This window comes from Rhodoferax sp. P1_F3 (assembly GCF_056405715.1).
In genome coordinates, this window is record NZ_JBFUBO010000017.1 from 25042 (window position 1) to 46050 (window position 21009).

Below are 21009 nucleotides of genomic sequence, written 5' to 3' on the forward strand. Positions count from 1 at the left end.
CTACCAAAAGCGTAGCGCCTGGGTGCTGTCCTTGCGGCCGTCGCTGCGCGGTTCGCGCGTGGGGGTGCCCAGCACCACCCAGCCCACCAGGGTCTCGCCGGGTTCGCAGAAGGCCTGGATCAGGTGCGGCGCGCGGGCCTTGTCACCACTAAGCATCTTGCCGGCAAAGCCCAGCGCATGCGCCGCGTTCAAAAAGTTGGTGACCGCGCCGCCCACACACATCCACTGTTCATGCGCAGGCACCACCGGGTGGCCCAGGTCGATGCGCGCCAGCACCGCCACGGTGACCGGCGCACGCAGCGCGCGCTCACGCTCAATCGCCACGCCCTCGGCATCCTTGCCCTTGTTCTGGGCATGGGCTGCAAACAGTTCGGCCAGGCGCAGCCGGGCCTCCCCTTGCACCACCACCAACCGAAACGGCACCAGCTCCGCATGGTCGGGCGCGCGCAGGGCGGCGGCCACCATCTGCTGCAGCTGGACGGCATCGGGGCCGGGTTCAACCAGGTGTTTTACGCCCAGCGAATAGCGGTGGAGTAGGGTGGTCAGGGCGGCGGCTTGCGTCATGGTGGGCAAGAATAGCAGGGCGCCCCGCATAATCGTTGCGCCGTAACCCGTTGGACGTAGTGACATGAATTTGCTGGCTTCCATGAAATACCTGGTGGCGCTCAATGAGCATCGCCACTTCGCGCGCGCGGCCGAGGCCTGCCATATCACGCAGCCCGCGCTGTCGAATGCCTTGCGGGCGCTGGAGGAAGAATTCAACGTGGTCATCGTGCGCCGGGGGCGCACCTTTGCCGGGCTCACGTCCGAGGGCGAGCAGGTGTTGGCCGCAGGGCAACGCATGCTGCATGAGCAGCAGGTGTTGCAGCAGTCCCTCAAAAGCACGGCTGACAGCCCGGCCGGTGGCCTGGTCATCGGGACGGTGCCCACGGCGGTGCCGATCGCGGCGCGCTTTGCGGCCATGTTGCAAGCGCGGCATCCGGCGATCATGCCCGTGGTGCTCTCGCTAAGTTCCTCAGAGCTGGAGACCCGGCTCGACAACCTGTCGATCGACCTGGGGCTGGGCTACACCGACCGCATGGGCCTGGGCGGTGCCAAGCTGCTGGCGCTGCCGCAGTACATCGAGCACTATTTTTTGCTGCGCCGTGCAGCCCAGCCGCACCCGCACGAGCTTCAAATTGGCGAGCCCATCAGTTGGCAAAGCGCAGCGCAGCAGCCCCTGTGTTTGCTGACACCAGAGATGCACAACCGCACCATCGTCAATGCCGCCTTTGCCAGTGCGGGCTGCACCGTCACAGCCATCATCGAGACCAACTCCATCCTCACCATGGCGCTCAGCGTGGTGGCAGGCCAGGTGTGCAGCGTGATGCCCGGTGCGTTGGTGGCTGCCGTGCGCGGCTACCGCGAGCTGGAAGCCTTGCCGCTGGTGAGCCCGCAGGTGCGCACACCCATTGGTTTCATGCGCCATGCACAGGTGCGTCTCTCCAGGGCGATGGAGGCTGCGCAGGTGTTGGCGCAAGATGGCGCCTGGTTACGCCATGCCGCGGCGCATAGCGGGCTTTTGGTGTCGTTTTAATTTGATTTGAAGCAATAAAACTGGTGTAAAAACGAGGCTCCGCATGCCGGGGGTTTGCAGGGGTGTTTCGTGTTCGGCGATGGCCCTGCAGTTTTGGATTGGACACCGATGTTTCCTTTTACCGGTCCCGCACGGCGGGTCAAAGTGGCAGCCCGCAAATTCGCCGAGGTGCTGCCCGATGCCTTCTCACTGGACGGCCACCAGCGCGTGACAGTGCAGGATCGCCAGGTGGCCCTGTTACGCAATGGCCAGCGGCCCCTCAACCTCGACTTCGCATTGCCGGATGGCTTCAGCCAGTCCACCGGCTTGGTGGCCACCGTGTTTGCACGCGATGGCGATGACTTCATTCGCGTTACCACCTCGGTGCGCAAGCAAGATGGTGAGCGTGCCATAGGCACGCCACTGGACCGCTCCCAGCCAGCCTATGACGATGTGCTGCAAGGCCGCGCGCACCTGGGCTACGCCACCATTTTTGGTAAGCAGTACCTGACGCACTACGAGCCCGTCAAAGACGCTTCGGGTCGAATCATCGGCATCCTGTTTGTGGGGCTGGACATCACGGCTTCGCCCGGCATGGGGTTGTCTGCTGCCATGGCATGGCGCATCTCAGTGGTGTATGGCCTGGTGCAAACCGTGCTCTTGGGGGTGACGGGACAACTGCGTAACCCCACTGATTGGGTGATAGGCGGCGTCATGATGGCGCTGCTGTGGACCTGCACTTACCTGCTGATGAACCACTTTGTTGCCCTGCCACTGCGCGCAGGTCGGGCCGCCTCGCAACGCGTGGCGTCGGGTGATCTGACCCGGCAGGTGCACGTGAGCTCCAGTGACGATGCCGGCCAGATTTTGTTAGCCATTAACAGTATCAACATTGGCCTGACCTTGTTGATGGGCAAGGTCCGTAGCTCTACCGCCATCGTGGCTATGGGTACCAGCGAAATCGCTGATGGCAATATGGACTTGGCCAATCGCACGGAAAAGCAAGCGGGCGAAGTGAATGCCGCAGCCTCGGCGGTGCATGAATTAACGTCCACCGTTGCGCACACGGCTGACCAGGCCGCGCAGCTCAACAGCCTGGTCGCGTCTGTTTCCGGTGTCGCCAGCAACGGTGGCGATGTGGTGCAGCAGGTCGTTCGCACCATGGGGCAGATCTCTGCTAGCGCCAACAAAATCAACGACATCATTGGCCTCATCGAAGGCATCGCATTTCAGACCAATATTCTTGCTTTGAATGCTGCCGTGGAAGCAGCCCGTGCTGGTGAACAAGGCAGGGGCTTTGCAGTGGTGGCCTCTGAAGTGCGCAGCCTGGCGCAGCGCTCGTCCGGCGCAGCCCGTGAGATCAAGGACCTGATCGGTGCCTCGGTCAATAGTGTGGCGGCGGGCAGCGATCTGGTGGATAAGACGCGTCAGGCCATGGAGCACATTACCGGCGCCATTTCTGAAGTTGTGAGTTATATCGATGGCATCGCCCAGGCCAGTCAGGAGCAGCGTGCAGGCATTGAGAGTGTTAACCGCAGCGTCTCCGCGATCGATCAGATGACGCAACAAAACGTTGCATTGGTAGAGAAAGCGGCCGCCGCGGCCCTGAAGATGCGTGACCAAGCCCACACACTGGGTGCCGCGGTAGACAGTTTTAAAACCCACCGCTAAATGCCGCGATGCAGCATTTAGTTTTTGAATCAATGCATGTGATGAATCAATTGGATTCATCCGGCTTGACCTGTGACACTCGCGCCCGCCACGTTGGACGATGGTGAGCCAGTGTTTTCATCAATCGCAAAGGAGATTCAATGTCTGGATTACTCGATAAGGAACGGATCATTGCCGGCCCCGGCTTCAACCGTTGGTTGGTACCGCCGGCTGCACTGGCCATTCACCTGTGCATCGGGATGGCCTATGGCTTCTCGGTGTTCTGGCTGCCGCTGTCCAAGGCGCTTGGCATCAAGGAGGCCATCAAGTGCGGCCCTGACGTCGGCTTTTGGGGTCAGTTGTTCACCACCAGTTGTGACTGGCAAATCTCCACCCTGGGCTGGATGTACACCTTGTTTTTCGTGCTGCTGGGCTCCAGCGCTGCCACCTGGGGCGGTTGGCTAGAGCGCGCTGGGCCACGCAAGGCCGGTGTGGTGTCCGCACTGTGCTGGTGCGGCGGCATGCTGATATCCGCCATCGGTATCAAGACCCACCAGTTTTGGTTGATGATTCTGGGATCTGGCGTTATCGGGGGCATTGGCCTGGGCTTGGGATACATCTCGCCCGTATCGACGCTGATCAAGTGGTTCCCGGACCGCCGCGGCATGGCCACCGGTATGGCCATCATGGGCTTTGGTGGTGGTGCCATGATCGGCTCCCCGTTGGCCGCTGACCTGATGAAGTACTTTGCCACCCCCACCGATGTGGGCGTGATGCAGACCTTTGTGGTGATGGCGCTGGTGTACTTTGTGTTCATGATGGCCGGTGCCTTTGGCTACCGTGTGCCTGAAACCGGCTGGAAGCCCGCAGGCTGGACCCCACCGCCCGCGCAAGTGAACAATGCCATGATCACGCAGAAACATGTGCACGTGAAAAAGGTCTGGGGCATTCCCCAGTTCTGGCTCATCTGGATGGTGCTGTGCATGAACGTGAGCGCCGGCATTGGTGTGATCGGCATGGCCTCTCCCATGTTGCAGGAAGTTTTTGGCGGCACCCTGATTGGTGTGCAAGCCAAATTCGGCGAGCTGGACAAAACCCAGTTGGCCGCGATTGCCACGGTGGCCGCAGGCTTTACCGCGTTGCTCTCGCTGTTCAACATCGGTGGGCGCTTCTTCTGGGCCAGCCTGTCAGACAAGCTGGGTCGCAAGATCACCTACATCGTGTTCTTCGTGTTGGGTGGCCTGATGTACTTCAGCGTGCCTGGTAGCGCGGCGGCGGGCAGCATCGTGCTGTTTGTGGGTGCGTTTTGCGTGATCTTGAGCATGTATGGCGGTGGTTTTGCCACGGTGCCAGCTTATCTGGCTGACATCTTCGGCACGCAGATGGTGGGCGCCATCCACGGCCGCTTGCTGACCGCCTGGGCCACGGCCGGTGTGTTGGGCCCTGTGGTGGTGAACTACATGCGCGAGTACCAACTGGGCTTAGGCATTCCGCGTGAACAGGTCTATAACCAGACCATGTACATCCTGGTGGGCATGTTGGTGGTGGGCCTGATCTGCAACCTGCTGGTGCGTCCGCTGGACAACAAGTGGTTCATGACCGACGCCGAACTGGCAGCAGAGAAAAAGCTGGCGCACGAGCGTGCGGCGGCATCGGAAGTCGGCGCCAGCTCCGGCGGCGCAGACACCATTCCTGCTGGTGTGGTTGTCTTTGCCTGGCTGGCCGTGGGCCTGCCACTGGCATGGGGCGTGTACCGCACCCTGCAAAGCGTCGCCAAGTTCTTTGCTTAAATTGTTAGATTCCACAGGAACGCCATGACTGCAACCGTACCCGCACCGCATATTCCCGTCGTGGCACTGGCCACGGTGGACGATATGCGCGACCGCATCCGCCGCAAGAGCAAGCTCAAAGGCCGACAGCCTGAAGATGACGCGATGGCCGACGTGCGGGCGCTGGTGGGTACGGGGCCGCACCGGCGTGACCTGTTGATCGAACACCTGCACAAGCTCAACGACGCCTACCGCTGCCTGCACGACAGGCACCTGGTGGCCTTGGCCAAGGAGATGAACATCCCCATGGCCGAGGTCTACGAGGTCGCCACCTTCTACCACCACTTCGAGGTGGTGCGGGGCGACGAGACGGTGCCGCAGTTGACCGTGCGGGTCTGCGATGGACTGAGTTGCGAAATGGCGGGCGCCCAGGATTTGCTGGCGCGCCTGCCCACCTTGTTGGGCAACGCCGATGTGCGTGTGATACCTGCACCCTGCCTGGGCCGCTGCGAGCAGGCGCCGGTGGCCGTAGTGCATCAGAACCCGGTGCCCATGGCGACGGCCGAGGCCGTGGTTGCATTGACTAAATCGGCTGCAGCCCGTCATCCATCTGCACAAGCCGCTACACAATTTGTAGCGCACCAATTTGCTGAAAAACCGGTGTCACCCCCTGCGCATGCCGTGCAGGCTGCGCCCGACTATGCCGGCTACGACACCTACCGTGCCCAAGGCGGCTATGCCTTGGCCGCGGCCTTGGTGAATGGGGAGCATGACGCCGAGAGCGTTATCCAGGCCATGGAAGCGTCGGGGCTGCGCGGCTTGGGCGGTGCAGGTTTTCCGGCCGGGCGCAAGTGGCGCATCGTGCGCGACCAGCCAGCCCCCAAACTCATGGCCGTGAACATCGACGAGGGCGAACCCGGTACCTTCAAAGACCGCACCTACCTGGAGCGCGACCCGCACCGCTTTCTGGAGGGCCTGTTGATTGCCGCCCAGGTGGTGGGCATAGAGTCCTGCTACATCTACCTGCGCGACGAATACCACGGCTGCCGCGCCATTCTGGAGGACGAGCTGGCCCAACTGCGTGCCAACCCGCCGTGCCCGCTGCCCACCATTGAATTGCGCCGCGGTGCCGGCGCCTACATCTGCGGCGAAGAGTCCGCCATGATCGAGAGCATCGAAGGCAAGCGCGGCGAGCCACGCATGCGCCCGCCCTATATCGCCCAGGTGGGCCTGTTTGGCCGGCCCACACTGGAGCACAACTTTGAGACCCTGTACTGGGTGCGCGACATTGTGGAAAAAGGCGCAGACTGGTTCAGCGGCTTTGGCCGCAATGGCCGCAAGGGCCTGCGCAGTTTCAGCGTCAGCGGCCGTGTGAAGTACCCCGGCGTCAAGCTGGCTCCAGCCGGCATTACGCTGACCGAATTGATTGACGAGTACTGCGGTGGCATGCAAGACGGCCACACCCTCTATGCCTACTTGCCTGGTGGCGCGTCAGGCGGCATTTTTCCGGCCAGCCATGCCAATGTGCCGCTGGACTTTGACACACTGCAGCCGCATGGCGGCTTCATCGGTTCGGCAGCAGTCATCGTGCTGGGTCAGCATGACAAAGCGCGCGACGCCGCGCTGAACATGATGCGATTTTTTGCCCATGAGAGCTGCGGCCAGTGCACCCCCTGCCGCGTGGGCACGGCCAAGGCGGCCAAGCTCATGGAAGCGCCAGTGTGGGACAACACCACGCTGGAGGATTTGAACGTGGTGATGACCGACGCCTCCATCTGTGGTCTCGGCCAGGCCGCACCCAACCCGGTGCGCTGCGTGCAGAAATACTTTCCGCAGGAGATTGCATAAATGAACGCACCTGCCAAACCCATCGAAGTGATGCCCCAGGTGATTACCTTCTACCTCGACGGAAAGCCCGTCGAAGCCTTTGAGGGTGAGACCATTCTGAAGGCTGCCGAACGCAGCGGTGTCTGCATTCCCCACCTTTGCTACAAGGACGGCCTGCGTGCCGACGGCAATTGCCGCGCCTGCGTGGTCGAGATCAAGGGCGAGCGCACGCTGGCCCCCAGCTGCTGCCGCACCGCCACTGCGGGCATGGAAGTACAGGCCACGAGCGAGCGCGCCGTCAAGAGCCAAAAGATGGTGCTGGAGATGCTGCTCTCCGACATGCCGGACACCGGCTACAAATGGAACGAGAAAGACGAATCGCAGCAGCACGGCGAGTTGAGTGACTGGGCCGCGCGCATGGAGGTGCAGGTGCGCCCCGAGCTCAAGGCCCTGCGCCGCGCGCAGCCCAAGGCCGATGTGTCGCACCCCGCGATGGCCGTGAATCTGGACGCCTGTATCCAGTGCAACCGCTGCGTGCGTGCCTGCCGCGAAGAACAGGTCAACGACGTGATCGGCTACGCGCTGCGCGGCAGCCACAGCGAGATCGTGTTTGACCTGAACGACCCCATGGGCGACAGCACCTGCGTGGCCTGCGGCGAATGTGTGCAGGCCTGCCCGACGGGCGCGCTGATGCCCAAGACACAAGTGGGCTCGCAAATCGTCGACAAGAAGGTGGATTCCGTCTGCCCGTTTTGCGGTGTCGGTTGCCTGTTGACCTACAACGTCAAGGACAACCTCATCGTCAGTGTGGACGGGCGCGATGGCCCGGCCAACCACAGCCGCCTGTGTGTGAAAGGGCGCTTTGGCTTTGATTACGCGGCCAACCCGCAGCGCCTGACCGTGCCGCTGATCCGCAAGGCCGGTGTGCCCAAAGACCCTGAGGCGCTCAACCACCTGAACCGCGATACCGCCGACTGGTCCGATGTGTTCCGCGAAGCGACGTGGGAAGAAGCCCTGGCCCTGTCCGCCGGTGGTTTGCAACACCTGCGCGACACCTTTGGCAAGAAGGCCCTAGCAGGCTTTGGCTCGGCCAAGGGCAGCAACGAAGAGGCCTACCTGTTTCAGAAGCTGGTGCGCACCGGCTTTGGCAGCAACAACGTCGACCACTGCACCCGCCTGTGCCACGCTTCCAGCGTGGCCGCTTTGCTCGAAGGCGTGGGCTCGGGCGCGGTCAGCAACCAAGTGAATGATGTGGAGCATTCGGATCTGATCTTTGTGATCGGCTCCAACCCCACGTCCAACCATCCGGTGGCCGCCACCTGGATGAAGAACGCGGCCAAGAAGGGCGCCAAGATTGTGCTGGCCGACCCGCGCATCACCGACATTGGCAAGCATGCCTGGCGCACGCTGCAGTTCAAGGCCGACACCGATGTGGCCATGCTCAACGCGCTCATCCATGTGGTGATCGAAGAGGGCCTGGCGGACCAGGACTTCATTGCCAAACGCGCCAGCAACTACGAGGCGTTGAAGGAAAACGTCAAGGGCTACAGCCCCGAAGCCATGGAGCCCATTTGCGGCATTCCTGCGCAGACGATTCGCGAAGTGGCGCGGGAGTTCGCCAAGGCCAAGGGCGCGATGATTTTGTGGGGCATGGGCATCAGCCAGCACGTGCACGGCACCGACAACGCGCGTTGCCTCATTGCCCTGGTCACAGTGACCGGCCAGATTGGAAAGCCTGGCTCAGGCTTGCATCCACTGCGCGGCCAGAACAATGTGCAGGGCGCGAGCGATGCGGGCCTGATCCCCATGATGTACCCGAACTACCAGCGCGTGACCAACAAGGCCGCGCATGACTGGTTTGAGGATTTCTGGGGCATGAAGCTGGACAACCAGCCGGGTTACACCGTGGTCGAAATCATGCACAAGGCGCTGGTCGACGACAGTGACCCGCACAAGGTGCACGGCATGTACATCATGGGCGAGAACCCGGCCATGAGCGACCCCGACCTGAACCATGCGCGCCACGCGCTGGCGTCGATGAAGCACCTGGTGGTGCAAGATATTTTCATGACCGAGACCGCCTGGTTGGCGGATGTGGTGCTGCCCGCCACCGCCTGGCCCGAGAAAGATGGCACGGTCAGCAACACCGACCGCATGGTGCAGCTCGGCAAGAAGGCGATTGACCCGCCGGGCCAAGCCAAGCCTGACCTGTGGATCCTCCAGCAGATCGCCAAGCGCATGGGACTGAACTGGAACTACCAGGGAGCGAGCGATGGCGTCGCCGCAGTCTATGAAGAAATGCGCCAGGCCATGCACGCCGCCATCTCCGGCATCACCTGGGAGCGCTTGCAGCGCGAGTCCAGCGTGACCTACCCCTGCCTGAGTGCGGACGATCCTGGGTCGCCCACGGTGTTCATCGACAGCTTTGCCACCGACGACGGCCGTGTGCACCTTGTGCCTGCCGACATCATTCCGGCCAATGAGCGGCCCGACGCCGAGTTCCCGTTTGTGCTGATCACCGGCCGCCAGCTGGAGCATTGGCACACCGGCAGCATGACGCGCCGCGCCACCGTGTTGGACGCCATTGAGCCCATGGCGACCGCCTCCATGTGCGGTGACGATCTGCAAGCTCTGGGTCTACATCCTGGCGACGTGATCACGGTGGAGTCACGCCGTGGAAAAGTCGCCATCCATGTGCGGCGGGACGATGGCACGCCCAAGGGCGCAGTGTTCATTCCATTCGCCTATTACGAGGCAGCCGCCAACCTGATGACCAATGCCGCGTTGGACCCGTTTGGCAAGATTCCCGAGTTCAAGTACTGCGCCGTGGCCATCCGCCGGGGTGGCGTGCCCGCCGTCGTGAGCGGCTATGGTGTCAATGCGGCACCAGCACCAGTGCAGTAAGCCGTAAGCACCATGTCCCACGCCTTGCCCCGCCTTACCCAAGCCCGTGCGCCGCTGACGCACCGCATTGAGGTGACCAACGAGCATGGCGAGCAACAGGCGTTGGACATTCCGGCCGAGCGGCCCTTGACCGTCTATGTGGACAAGCGTGAGCTGGTGACGCTGATGACGCTGGGCGAGCGGCCCGAGTGGTTGGTGCTGGGCTACCTGCTGAACCAGCGCCTGGTGCCAGATGCCAGCGCGGTGGAGTCGATCACCGTGGACTGGGAGGTGGGCGCTGCTGCGGTGAAAACACGCGCTGGCATTGTCGACATCGCCCAAAAGACCGCCAAACGCGTGGTCACCACGGGCTGCGGCCAGGGCAGCCTGTTTGGTGAGGTCATGGAGCACATCGAAGGCGTGCAACTGCCCGCCACCACGGTGACCCGCTCGCAGGTTTACGCCATCGTCAACACCATCCGCCTGCAGGACAGCACCTACAAGTCGGCCGGTTCGGTGCACGGTTGTGCGCTGTTCCGCGGTGAGGAGCGGCTGCTGTTTGTGGAAGACGTAGGGCGGCACAACGCCATCGACGCCATCGCCGGATGGATGGCACTGCAGGCCCTTGGCACCACACCGTTGGTCACAGAAGGCCTGGTGTTTTATACGACCGGCCGCCTGACCAGTGAGATGGTCATGAAGGCCGCGCAGATGGGAATTGCCGTGGTCATCTCGCGCAGCGGCATGACGCAGATGGGCCACGCGGTGGCGCAGAGCCTGGGCCTGTGTGCCATTGGCCGCGCGCTGAACAAACGCTTTTTGTGCTTCAGCGCACCAGAGCGCCTGCAGCTCGACACCGTGGCCCTGCCCGCGACGGAAGAGGCGCCCATTTGAGTTCTCTGGGGGACAGCGCGCACGCCGCCTGGCAGTTGGTGGTTTCGGCCGACCCCATGTTGCTGTCTATCGTGCTGCGTTCGCTCACGCTCAGCGCCAGTGCCACGGCCATCGCGTTTGTCCTTGGCACGGTGCTGGGCTCCTGGTTGGCGGTCGGTCGCTTTGCCGGGCGCACGGTGTTGCTGGCCGTGCTCAACACCTTGTTGTCCTTGCCGTCCGTGGTGGTGGGGCTGGTGGTGTACCTGCTGCTGTCGCGCTCCGGGCCGCTCGGTTACCTCGGCTGGTTGTATTCGTTCAAGGCCATGCTGCTGGCGCAGACCGTGCTGGTGCTGCCCATCGTGGTGGCCCTGGTGCGCCAGGTGGTGGAAGACGCACACACCGCGCACGGCGAGCAACTGCACTCGCTGGGCGCCGGGCCACGCCTGACCGGCTTGCTACTGGCCTGGGATGAGCGCAACGCCTTGCTCACCGTGGCGCTGGCCGCCTTTGGCCGCGCCATTGCCGAGGTGGGCGCGGTGATGCTGGTGGGTGGCAATATCGACGGCTTCACCCGTGTCATGACCACCGCCATTGCGCTGGAAACCAGCAAGGGCGATCTGCCGCTGGCCATGGGTCTGGGCCTGGTGCTGCTGGCCGTGGTGCTGGTGCTGCAAATGCTGATTGCCGGCCTGCGTGTCTGGATGGGCGTCGCCCATGCTGTGCCGGTGGCGACGCGTTCGCAAGGGGCGCTCTGAGATGGCGGTGCTTTACCAACTGGACGACGTGCAGGTGGTGCTGGCCTCCACGCGGGGCGCACCCCCGGCGCTGGATGGCGTGTCGCTGCACATTGCCGCGGGTGAACGCGTGGCCCTGGTCGGCTCCAACGGCAGCGGCAAATCCACGTTGCTGCGCGTGTTGCATGGCTTGCTGGCGCCCACTGCGGGCACGGCCCAGCGCCAGGCAGGTTTGAAGCAGGCCATGTTGTTCCAGCGCCCGGTGCTGCTGCGCCTGTCGGTGCAGAACAACCTGGCGTTGGCCCTCTGGTTGCGCGGCAGGGGCTGGCGCGCCGCCCGCCAAGCCGCGTCGCAGGCCTTGACTCACGCAGGCCTGCAAAGCGTGGCGGCGCGTAGCGGCCGCCAACTGTCGGTGGGGCAAACCCAGCGTGTGGCGCTGGCACGTGCGCTGGCATTGGAGCCCGAGGTGCTACTGCTGGACGAACCCACTGCCAGCCTGGACCCGCACTCCAAACGCCTGGTAGAGGCCGCCGTGCAGGCCTACGGCGGCACCACCGTGTTTGCCAGCCACAACCTGGGCCAGGTCAAGCGCCTGGCAACCCGCGTGGCGTATCTGGAGCAGGGCCGGGTGCTGGCCGATCTGCCCGTGACCGAATTTTTTGACCAGGACCGCTTGCTGGCGCATTCCGCCGCGGCGGCCCATTTTGTAAAAGGAGAGGCCATTTCATGAGTGGTTTTAAAAGAAATAAACCTCTAGCTCCCGTGCGCATTGCGCTGGCAGCTATTGTTTTTGTAGCGTCTGGTTTTGCGTCGGCCCAGTCGCTGGTCATGGCGTCCACCACATCCACCGAGCAGTCGGGCCTGTTTGCCCACCTGCTGCCGGCCTTCAAGGCGGCCACCGGTTTGGACGTGAAGGTGGTGGCCGTGGGTACCGGCCAGGCCATCGACATGGGGCGCCGTGGCGACGCCGATGTGCTGTTTGTGCACGACCAGGCGGCCGAAGAAAAACTGGTGCAAGAGGGTTTTGCCACCAAGCGCCTGCCGGTCATGTACAACGACTTTGTGCTGGTGGGGCCTGCCAATGACCCAGCCCGCGTGCGCGGCAAAGATATCGTGTCGGCCTTCCAGAAGGCAGCAGTGGGGCCAGCAGCCTTCATCTCGCGCGGTGACCGCAGCGGCACCCACGCGGCCGAGCTGCGCTACTGGAAGCTTGCGGGCCTAGACGCCCCCAAGTTCGCCAACTACAAAGAGTGCGGCTGCGGCATGGGGCCGGCACTCAACATGGCGGCCTCCCTGGGCGCCTATGTGCTGACCGACCGCGGCACCTGGCTCAATTTCCGCAACCGCGCCGACCTGGCGGTGCTGGTGGAAGGCGACAAGCAGTTGTTCAACCAATACGGCGTGCTGCCGGTGAACCCGGCCAAACACCCCCATGTGAACGCAGTCGGGGCCGCCAAGTTTGTGGAGTGGGTCACCTCGCCAGCAGGCCAGGGCGTGATCGCCAGCTACAAAATCGGTGGCGAGCAGCTATTCTTCCCCAATGCCAATCCCTGAATCTTCTGCGACCTCTGCCTTTGCCCTCAGTGACGTAACTGCCCTGGTGCTGGCGGGTGGGCGCGGCCTGCGCATGGGTGGCGTGGACAAGGGTTTGCAACCCTTTCGCGGCCAGCCCATGGCCCAGCACGCGCTGCAACGCCTGGCCGCCCAGCAGGGTGGACCACAACAAGGTCTTCACAGCGTACTGATCAATGCCAACCGCAATGCCGAGGACTATCTGGCCTTGGGCGAAGCGGCGTGGGGCGCTGGTCGGGTGCGTGTGTTTGCCGACCGCGTGCAAGATTTCTCCGGTCCGCTGGCCGGTTTTCAGGCCGGGCTGGACCTGTGCACCAGCCCGCTGCTGCTGACCGTGCCGTGCGACAGCCCGTTGTTCCCGCTGGACCTGGCACAGCGCCTGCTGGACGCGCTCAACGCGGCCCGAGCCGACATTGCCGTGGTGCAGGCGCCGGAGGCAGGGCGCGATGGCCAACTCAGCCTGCGCAGCCAGCCCGTCTTTTGCCTGATGAAGGCGAGCCTGCTGGGCAACCTGACCGAATTTCTGGATGGCGGTGGCCGCAAGGTCGACGCCTGGACTGCGCAGCACCGCGTGGTGCAGGTGCCCTTCAACCTGGCGGGCGACGACCCCCACGCGTTTGCCAATGCCAACACGCTGGACGAACTGCGTCTGCTGGAAAACACATGACGACTTCTTTGGACGACATTGCCCGCTCCCTGCAAGGCTACGACCCGCAGGCCCTGAAGATGGACGACGCCAACGCCTTCATCGCCCGCTTGGTGGCGCCGGTGCAGGGCGTGGAGACATTGCCGCTACGCCAGTGTGCGGGCCGCGTGCTGGCGCAGGATGTGGTGTCGCCCATCTCGGTGCCCGCGCATGACAACTCGGCGATGGATGGCTTTGCCTTCAGCGGTGCGCTGTTGCAGCCCGGCCAGGCCCTGGCCCTGCGCAGTGTCGGTACCGCCTTGGCCGGCAAGGCCTGGGTGGGCACTGTGGGCGCGGGCGAATGCCTGAAGGTGATGACCGGTGCCATATTGCCGAGCGGGCTGGACACCGTGGTGCCGCAGGAGTTCACAAAACAAGAAGACGATGTGGTGCACATCCCCACCGACATCTTGAAAGCTGGCGACAACCGCCGCCTGCGCGGAGAAGACCTGCTGCAGGGCGGTGTGGCGCTACCAAAAGGAGAGCTGCTCACGCCCGCTGCACTGGGGCTGGCGGCCAGTTTGGGTCTGCAGAGTTTGCAGGTGGTACGGCGCTTGCGTGTGGCCTATTTGTCCACCGGCGACGAAGTGCTGTCGGTGGACGAGCCGCTGCGCGAAGGCGCGGTATTTGACAGCAACCGCTACACCGTCACCAGCCTGCTGGACCGCCTGGGCTGCGAGGTGATTGAGCTGGGTGTGGTGCGCGACGAACCGGCTGCGCTGGAGGCTGCGTTTCGCAGTGCCGCCGCGCAGGCCGATGTGATTTTGAGCAGTGGAGGGGTGAGCGTGGGTGAGGCCGATTTCACCAAGGGCATGATGGCCAAGCTGGGCGATGTGGCCTTCTGGCGCATTGCCATGCGCCCGGGGCGCCCCTTTGCTGTGGGCCGCATTGGCAACACCGTGTTGTTTGGCATGCCCGGCAACCCGGTGGCGGTGATGGTCACGTTTTTGACGTTGATACGTCCGGCGCTGTTGCAAATGATGGGCGCACGGCCTCAGCCCTTGCCGCTCTTACAGGCGCATAGCCAGGAACCGGTGCGCAAGAAAGCTGGCCGCACCGAATACCAGCGCGGCATCGTCAGCACTGCACCAGACGGTCGCTTGCAGGTGCGCACCACCGGCAACCAGGGGTCTGGTGTGCTCAGCTCCATGGTGCAGGCCAACGGGCTGATCGTGCTGCACCACGCCCAGGGCCATGTGGCGGCGGGCGATTGTGTGGATGTGATGATGTTTGATGGGGTGATTTAAGCCCCGTGGCGGGCGATGTGCGTACCCGGCCCACAAGGCTTGTGGCGCGCAGACAGTGTGGATCAGGGAGTACAAATAATGAGTGAACAGAAAATTGAGTTGTACGACGGCCCGGCTGGTGGCTGGGGCGCTTTGCGCAGCGTGGGCCAGGCCCTGTTGCGGCAGGATATTGCGATTAAAGGTGCCAAGACGCTGCTGTCAGCCAATCAGCCTGATGGCTTTGACTGCCCGGGCTGTGCCTGGCCGGACCGCAACCACGCCTCTACGTTTGAGTTTTGTGAGAACGGCGCCAAAGCCGTTGCCGCCGAAGCGACAGCCCGGCGGGTGACCCGCGAATTCTTCGCGCAGCACAGTGTGGCCGAGCTGGCCCTGCAGAGCGACTTTGCGCTGGAAGACCATGGCCGCCTCACCGAGCCCATGGTCTATGACGCCAGCACCGACCACTACCGCCCCATCAGCTGGGACGACGCGTTCGGCCTGATTGCCAGGCATCTCAATGCCTTGCCGGACCCCAACCAGGCGGCGTTCTACACCTCTGGGCGGGCCAGCAACGAAGCGGCATTTTTGTACCAGCTGTTTGTGCGTCAGTACGGCACCAACAACTTTCCCGACTGCTCCAACATGTGCCACGAGCCCAGCGGGACCGGCATGCGCGAGAGCATCGGTGTGGGCAAAGGCACGGTCACGCTGGACGACTTCACCCAAGCGGATGCGATCTTCATCTTCGGCCAGAACCCCGGCACCAACCACCCCCGCATGCTGGGTGAGTTGCGCCAGGCGGCCAAGCGTGGCGCGCGAATTGTGAGCATCAACCCCATGCGCGAACGCGGGCTGGAGCGCTTTGCCGACCCGCAGGACAAGCTGGAGATGGCTACCCTGCGCGACACCCCCATCAGCAGTCACTACTTTCAGCTGCGCATTGGCGGCGATTTCGCCTTCGTCAAAGGCATGATGAAAGCCTTGGTGGAGTGGGACGACCAGGGGCGCCCGGTGCTGGACCGCGCCTTCATTGCCGAACACACCATGGGTTTTGACGCACTGCTGCAAGATCTGCGCGCCGAGTCTTGGGAGCTGCTGGAGCGAGAGTCCGGTCTGAGCGCGGAGCAGATATGCAGCGCCGCAGATGTCTATGCCAAGGCCGGCAGCACGATTGCGTGCTGGGGCATGGGCATCACCCAGCACCAAAACTCGGTGGCTACCATCCAGATGATCGTCAATCTGCTGCTCATGCGCGGCAACATCGGCCGGCCCGGTGCCGGCCCTTGCCCGGTGCGCGGGCACAGCAATGTGCAGGGCGACCGCACCATGGGCATCTGGGAGCTGCCGCCCCAGTCGCTGCTGCAAAGCCTGGAGCGGGTCTTCGGCTTCACACCTCCACAGAAGCCTGGACTGGACACGGTGAGCACCATACGCGCCATGTTGGATGGCAAGGTCAAGGTGTTCATTGCCTTGGGTGGCAACTTTGCCGCTGCCACGCCTGACACGGTCCAAACCTGGAAGGCCTTGCGCCAGTGCGACCTGACCGTGCATGTCACCACCAAGCTCAACCGCAGCCACATCGTGCACGGGCGGGATGCCCTGATCCTGCCGTGCCTGGGCCGTACCGAGATGGACATGCAGGCCGGCGGCCTGCAAGGCGTGACTGTGGAAGACTCCATGAGCATGGTGCACATCTCCATGGGCATCAACCCGCCGGCAGCGCCGCAGCTGTTGTCCGAGCCCGCCATCGTGGCCCGCATGGCTGCAGCCACTTTGGGCGCACGCAGCAACACGCCTTGGCAGTGGCTGGTGGAAGACTATCGCCGCATCCGCGACAAGATTGCCGAGGTGTTTGTCGACTTTGCAGACTTCAATGCCCGCGTGAGCGTGCCCGGTGGCTTCCGCTTGCGCAATACCGCCAGCGAGCGGGTGTGGGCCACGGAACCTGGCAAAGCAGTGTTCAAAACCCATGCGGTACCTGTTGATACCCCCTTGCACCAGGCCCGCCAACGCAAGGGCGATGCCACAGTGTTCGCCTTGATGACGACCCGCTCTCACGACCAGTACAACACCACCATTTATGGCAATGACGATCGCTACCGCGGTGTGTTCGGCCAGCGCCGCGTGGTGTTTGCCAACGAGCAGGACATCCGCGAACTCGGCATGAAGGCTGGCGATTGGATCGATTTTGTGACCGTGTGGGAAGACGGCGATGAGCGTCGCGCCGAAGGCTTCAAGCTGGTGGCATACAACATCCCCCGCGGTTGCGTGGGGGCGTATTACCCTGAGACCAACCCTCTGGTGCCGCTGGAATCGGTGGCTATTGATGCGGGCACACCGACGTCCAAGTGCATCCCGGTGCTGATGCTGCCGCACAAGGCAGCGGCATGCTGACGGAGCTGCAGCAAACCTTGCTATGGACGCTGTACCGTGCGGCCAAGCCAGTGTCCTTGCCCAGGTTGGGCAAACAGCTGGGCTTGAGTGGCAGTGTGGTGATGCGTTCCCTGGCCACCCTGGGGGATGCGGCGGTGGCCGGCCAGGCCGGCCCAGGTTGGGTGCACGTGGAGATGGCCGATAGCCGCTGGACCGCCAGCCTGACGGAGGCCGGACAGGTGCTGTGTGCGGAGCAAGACCATGCGCCATGAAAGTCGCACGCCGGCGCTGAGCACCTGCGCCGTAGACCGCTGGCCGCAAGACGGGCAAACCACCGACTTGCTTGCAGCGGAAGTGCCGGTGGCGCTGGAGTTCAATGGCATTTCGCACGCCGTCATGCTGGCCACCCCGCAGGATCTGGAGGCGTTTGCGCTGGGCTTTGCCTTGACCGAGGGCATTCTCGATACACCTTCGCAGTGCTATGGCATCGAGGTGGAGTCGGTGCACACCGATTCGGTGCAGGGGCTGACCGTGAGGTTGGAGATTGCGGCTGCCTGTTTCCAGCGCCTCAAGCTGCAGCGCCGCAGCCTGGCGGGCAACACCGGCTGCGGGTTGTGTGGTGTGGAGAGCTTGGCAGCATTGGGCCCCCCCTTGCTTGCCATGCCGCGCCAACCTTGGCTGGCTGCTTTGACGGTGGATGCCTTGCTGCGCGCCTCCAACGCCTTGCCTGAGCGCCAGCTTTTGAACCAGGCGTGCGGCTCATTGCATGCTGCTGCTTGGGTCAGCCCGCAGGGTGAGTTGCTGGAGGTCATGGAAGACGTGGGTCGACACAACGCGCTCGACAAACTATTGGGCTACCGCGCCCGGCACAACACCTTGCAGGAGCCGGGCTTTGTGCTGATGACCAGCCGCGCTAGCCACGAACTGATCCGCAAATGTGTGCGCATGGGTGTGGCCGCTATGGCCGCCATCTCCGCCCCGACAGACTTTGCGGTGGACATGGCCACCCGCAGCGGCCTGCAGCTGTGGGGGCTGGTACGCGGGCAGCGGGCGGTGCGCTACACCGCCTGAGCCGGCGCATAGGCCTTTGCAAACACAGGGGCAGCAGTGTCTCGGGAATAATGCTTCGGTGTTCCCTGGTCCTGGGAGGCCGGTTTGAAATTGTCTTTTTTTGCGCTGGGCTGGCGCACCCTGTGGCGCGATGTGCGCTCTGGCGATCTGCGCCTGGTCATCGTGGCCGTCACCCTGGCCGTGGCCGCCCTCACTGCCGTGGGCTTTTTTGCCGACCGCCTGCAAGGCGGCTTGCAGCGTGATGCGCGCCAGCTGCTGGGCGGTGACGCCGTCATCTCCAGCGACAACCCGCCGCCCGAGGCCTTTGAGGCCATGGCCCGTTCGCTCCAGCTCTCTGTCGTCCACACGCTGGGCTTTCCGACCATGGCGCGCGCCAATGACGCGCAAGGCGGCGCAGCCAAGCTGGTGGCCCTCAAGGTGGTGGAGCCCGGCTACCCGCTGCGCGGCAGCCTGCGTGTGAGCAGCGCGGCCGATGCGCCCGACGCTCCCACCAAAGACACGCCTGCCAAAGGCCAGGCGTGGGTGGATGCTGCGTTGCTGGAAGCCATTGGCCTCAAGGTGGGTGACCCCCTGCTGCTGGGCGACAGCCAGTTCACGGTGAACAAGATCATCGTGATCGAACCCGACCGCGGTGGTGGCTTCATGAACTTTGCGCCACGCGTGATGATCACGCGGGCCGACCTGCAGGCCACAGGCCTGGTGCAGCCCGCCAGCCGCCTGAACTACCGCATGGCCGTGGCCGGCAATGAGCCCGCGGTGCGCAAGTTTGTGGTGTGGGCCGACGCGCAGGTGAAGACCGGCGGCGTGCGTGGCGTGCGGGTCGAGTCGCTGCAGAGCGGCCGCCCCGAGATGAGCCAGACGCTGGACCGCGCCAACAAATTCCTGAGCCTGGTGGCGCTGTTGGCCGCATTGCTGAGTGCGGTGGCCGTGGCACTGGCCGCGCGTGCCTTTGCCACCAACCATCTGGACGACTGCGCCATGCTGCGCGTGCTGGGCCTGTCCCAGCGCACCATCGCCAGCGCGTACGCCTTTGAGTTCGCGCTGGTGGGCCTGTTTGCCAGCGCCTTGGGCGTGCTGATCGGCTTTGGCGTGCACTACCTGTTCGTGGCGCTGCTGGCCGGGCTGGTGGATGCGGCGCTGCCTGCCGCATCGCTGTGGCCCGTGGCGCTGGGGCTGGGCATGGGCCTGACCCTGCTGATGGCCTTTGGCCTGCCGCCCGTGCTGCAGCTGGCCCAAGTGCCCGCGCTGCGCGTGATCCGCCGCGACGTGGGCAACCTGCGCCCCGCGTCCGTTGGCGTGCTGGCCATTGGGGTGGCGGGCTTTGCGGCGTTGCTGCTCACGGTCAGCAGTGACCTCATGCTGGGCCTGATAGCCGTGGGCGGCTTTGCCGCTGCGGTGCTGGTGTTTGCGGGTCTGAGCTGGGTGGCCGTGAAGCTGCTGCGCCGCAGTGTGAATGAGGCCACGGCACCGCGCTGGCTGGTGCTGGCCACGCGCCAGGTGTCGGCCCGCCCGGTCTACACCGTGGTGCAGGTCAGCGCGCTGTCCGTGGGCCTGCTGGCGCTGGTACTGCTGGTATTGCTGCGCACGGATCTCATCAGCAGCTGGCGCCGGGCCACACCACCCGACGCGCCCAACCGCTTCGTCATCAACGTGATGCCCGAGCAGTCCGATGCCTTCCAGAAGGCGCTGACCGACAGCGGTGTGGCCAAGTTCGACTGGTACCCCATGATCCGCGGCCGCCTGGTGGCGGTGAACGGCAAGGCCATCTCGCCCGATGACTTCACGGAAGACCGCGCCAAGCGCCTGGTGGACCGCGAGTTCAACCTCTCGCACAGCGCCAAGAACCCGCCGCACAACCTGGTGGTGGGCGGGCAATGGACCGAGAACGAAGAGGGCGCGGTGAGCGTGGAAGAGGGTATTGCGAAAACGCTGAACCTGAAGCTGGGCGACAGCCTGCGCTTTGATGTGGGCGGCATGCAGACCGAGTCCAAGATCACCTCGCTGCGCAAGGTGGACTGGGGCTCCATGCGGGCCAACTTCTTCGTGATGTACCCGGTGGCCGTGCTCAAGGACGTGCCCAGCACCTTTATGGGCGCCTTCAAGGCACCCGAGACCAAGGGCTTTGACAACGCGCTGGTGCACCAGTTTCCCAACGTGACCAATGTGGACATGACCAGCACCATCAACCAGGTGCAGCGCGTGCTGGACCAGGTGATCCGCGCGGTGGAGTTTCTGTTCGGCTTCACGCTGGCCGCTGGCCTGGTGGTGCTGTTTGCCGCGGTAACGGCCACGCGCGAGGACCGCGCACGCGAGTTCGCCATCATGCGCGCCGTGGGCGCGGGCAGCAGCCTGCTGCGCCAAGTGCAGCGCACCGAGCTGGCGGGCGTGGGTCTGCTGGCGGGCTTTCTGGCGTCCATCGTCGCCGCGGCCGTGGGCTGGGCGCTGGCGCGCTATGTGTTCGAGTTCGACTGGACCGTATCACTGTGGGTGCCGCTGCTGGGCGCGCTGGCCGGCGCGGTGCTGGCGCTGGCCGCGGGCTGGTGGGGCCTGCGCGATGTGCTGCGCCGCCCGGTGGTGGAGACCCTGCGCCGCGCGGCGACCTGAAGACACTATACTTTTGATAGCTGCTCGCGCATATTCTGTGGGGGGCGCGCTCAAATCCAAGTGCAACACGAAGGTAGTTTATTGGATTGATTGAGTTGGCTCTTCGAGCTTGGCCAGCCAACCACTGTAGACCTCATGCGGTGTGCACCAGTCCAGTGTTTTCCTGGGTCGGCCATTCATCAGGTCC

The 21009-nt window shown here is 64.0% G+C and carries 16 protein-coding genes and 1 pseudogene; 15 read left to right on the forward strand and 2 right to left on the reverse strand.

The features are described 5' to 3' along the window. Positions 1-564, reverse strand: coding sequence for a nitroreductase family protein (locus AC1DZ5_RS20360; RefSeq protein ID WP_477892440.1), 564 nt, complete (start codon positions 562-564; stop codon positions 1-3). Positions 565-628: 64 nt separating this feature from the next. Here AC1DZ5_RS20360 and AC1DZ5_RS20365 point away from each other — a divergent pair, with 64 nt between their 5' ends. From AC1DZ5_RS20365 to AC1DZ5_RS20435, 15 genes are all read left to right on the forward strand, one after another. Further along, a complete protein-coding gene (locus AC1DZ5_RS20365) occupies positions 629-1576 on the forward strand; it encodes a LysR family transcriptional regulator (protein ID WP_477892442.1) in 948 nt (315 codons plus the stop codon). 108 nt (positions 1577-1684) lie between these two features. Further along, entirely contained in the window at positions 1685-3226 is a 1542-nt protein-coding gene (locus tag AC1DZ5_RS20370) for a methyl-accepting chemotaxis protein (protein WP_477892444.1), read from the forward strand. 140 nt (positions 3227-3366) lie between these two features. Continuing rightward, complete coding sequence (locus AC1DZ5_RS20375; RefSeq protein ID WP_477892446.1) at positions 3367-4995, forward strand: OFA family MFS transporter; 1629 nt, start codon at positions 3367-3369, stop codon at positions 4993-4995. Between the two features lie 24 nt (positions 4996-5019). Beyond that, positions 5020-6822, forward strand: coding sequence for an NADH-ubiquinone oxidoreductase-F iron-sulfur binding region domain-containing protein (locus tag AC1DZ5_RS20380; RefSeq protein WP_477892448.1), 1803 nt, complete (start codon positions 5020-5022; stop codon positions 6820-6822). Then, entirely contained in the window at positions 6823-9705 is a 2883-nt protein-coding gene (fdhF, locus tag AC1DZ5_RS20385; protein ID WP_477892450.1) for a formate dehydrogenase subunit alpha, read from the forward strand. It abuts the gene before it with no gap. 12 nt (positions 9706-9717) lie between these two features. Further along, entirely contained in the window at positions 9718-10578 is an 861-nt protein-coding gene (locus AC1DZ5_RS20390; RefSeq protein WP_477892452.1) for a formate dehydrogenase accessory sulfurtransferase FdhD, read from the forward strand. Next, complete coding sequence (locus tag AC1DZ5_RS20395; protein WP_477892454.1) at positions 10575-11312, forward strand: ABC transporter permease; 738 nt, start codon at positions 10575-10577, stop codon at positions 11310-11312. The genes AC1DZ5_RS20390 and AC1DZ5_RS20395 overlap by 4 nt, the downstream gene beginning before the upstream one ends. A 1-nt stretch (position 11313) precedes the next feature. After that, on the forward strand, positions 11314-12021 hold the full coding sequence (locus AC1DZ5_RS20400) for an ATP-binding cassette domain-containing protein (RefSeq protein WP_477892456.1): 708 nt from the start codon (positions 11314-11316) through the stop codon (positions 12019-12021). Further along, positions 12018-12845: an ABC transporter substrate-binding protein gene (locus AC1DZ5_RS20405; RefSeq protein WP_477892458.1), complete on the forward strand. Its 828-nt coding sequence runs from the start codon at positions 12018-12020 to the stop codon at positions 12843-12845. Before AC1DZ5_RS20400 ends, AC1DZ5_RS20405 begins: the two co-directional genes overlap by 4 nt. After that, the gene (gene mobA / locus AC1DZ5_RS20410) at positions 12832-13530 is read left to right on the forward strand and encodes a molybdenum cofactor guanylyltransferase MobA (protein ID WP_477892460.1); all 699 of its coding nucleotides are present in this window, start codon (positions 12832-12834) and stop codon (positions 13528-13530) included. Before AC1DZ5_RS20405 ends, mobA begins: the two co-directional genes overlap by 14 nt. Then, positions 13527-14795: a molybdopterin molybdotransferase MoeA gene (gene moeA / locus AC1DZ5_RS20415; RefSeq protein ID WP_477892462.1), complete on the forward strand. Its 1269-nt coding sequence runs from the start codon at positions 13527-13529 to the stop codon at positions 14793-14795. Before mobA ends, moeA begins: the two co-directional genes overlap by 4 nt. A gap of 78 nt (positions 14796-14873) precedes the next feature. Then, on the forward strand, positions 14874-17168 hold the full coding sequence (locus tag AC1DZ5_RS20420) for an FdhF/YdeP family oxidoreductase (RefSeq protein ID WP_477892464.1): 2295 nt from the start codon (positions 14874-14876) through the stop codon (positions 17166-17168). Next, positions 17162-17419 (forward strand): hypothetical protein, encoded by a 258-nt coding sequence (locus AC1DZ5_RS20425; protein ID WP_477892466.1) that lies wholly within the window; start codon positions 17162-17164, stop codon positions 17417-17419. Before AC1DZ5_RS20420 ends, AC1DZ5_RS20425 begins: the two co-directional genes overlap by 7 nt. After that, entirely contained in the window at positions 17409-18218 is an 810-nt protein-coding gene (fdhD, locus tag AC1DZ5_RS20430; RefSeq protein WP_477892468.1) for a formate dehydrogenase accessory sulfurtransferase FdhD, read from the forward strand. Before AC1DZ5_RS20425 ends, fdhD begins: the two co-directional genes overlap by 11 nt. An 84-nt stretch (positions 18219-18302) precedes the next feature. Further along, complete coding sequence (locus AC1DZ5_RS20435; protein WP_477892470.1) at positions 18303-20822, forward strand: ABC transporter permease; 2520 nt, start codon at positions 18303-18305, stop codon at positions 20820-20822. Between the two features lie 78 nt (positions 20823-20900). Here the strand turns inward: AC1DZ5_RS20435 and AC1DZ5_RS20440 are convergent. Then, positions 20901-21009, reverse strand: a pseudogene (locus tag AC1DZ5_RS20440) (IS30 family transposase); the annotation flags it as partial.

Excerpts from the sequence above, each read along its gene's own strand:
- AC1DZ5_RS20365 (WP_477892442.1), top strand. The coding sequence starts at position 629 with ATGAATTTGCTGGCTTCCATGAAATACCTGGTGGCGCTCAATGAGCAT.
- AC1DZ5_RS20425 (WP_477892466.1), top strand. The coding sequence starts at position 17,162 with ATGCTGACGGAGCTGCAGCAAACCTTGCTATGGACGCTGTACCGTGCG.
- AC1DZ5_RS20360 (WP_477892440.1), bottom strand. The coding sequence starts at position 564 with ATGACGCAAGCCGCCGCCCTGACCACCCTACTCCACCGCTATTCGCTG.
- AC1DZ5_RS20375 (WP_477892446.1), top strand. The coding sequence starts at position 3,367 with ATGTCTGGATTACTCGATAAGGAACGGATCATTGCCGGCCCCGGCTTC.
- moeA (WP_477892462.1), top strand. The coding sequence starts at position 13,527 with ATGACGACTTCTTTGGACGACATTGCCCGCTCCCTGCAAGGCTACGAC.
- AC1DZ5_RS20390 (WP_477892452.1), top strand. The coding sequence starts at position 9,718 with ATGTCCCACGCCTTGCCCCGCCTTACCCAAGCCCGTGCGCCGCTGACG.
- AC1DZ5_RS20370 (WP_477892444.1), top strand. The coding sequence starts at position 1,685 with ATGTTTCCTTTTACCGGTCCCGCACGGCGGGTCAAAGTGGCAGCCCGC.
- mobA (WP_477892460.1), top strand. The coding sequence starts at position 12,832 with ATGCCAATCCCTGAATCTTCTGCGACCTCTGCCTTTGCCCTCAGTGAC.
- AC1DZ5_RS20380 (WP_477892448.1), top strand. The coding sequence starts at position 5,020 with ATGACTGCAACCGTACCCGCACCGCATATTCCCGTCGTGGCACTGGCC.
- AC1DZ5_RS20405 (WP_477892458.1), top strand. The coding sequence starts at position 12,018 with ATGAGTGGTTTTAAAAGAAATAAACCTCTAGCTCCCGTGCGCATTGCG.
- AC1DZ5_RS20400 (WP_477892456.1), top strand. The coding sequence starts at position 11,314 with ATGGCGGTGCTTTACCAACTGGACGACGTGCAGGTGGTGCTGGCCTCC.
- fdhF (WP_477892450.1), top strand. The coding sequence starts at position 6,823 with ATGAACGCACCTGCCAAACCCATCGAAGTGATGCCCCAGGTGATTACC.
- AC1DZ5_RS20420 (WP_477892464.1), top strand. The coding sequence starts at position 14,874 with ATGAGTGAACAGAAAATTGAGTTGTACGACGGCCCGGCTGGTGGCTGG.
- fdhD (WP_477892468.1), top strand. The coding sequence starts at position 17,409 with ATGCGCCATGAAAGTCGCACGCCGGCGCTGAGCACCTGCGCCGTAGAC.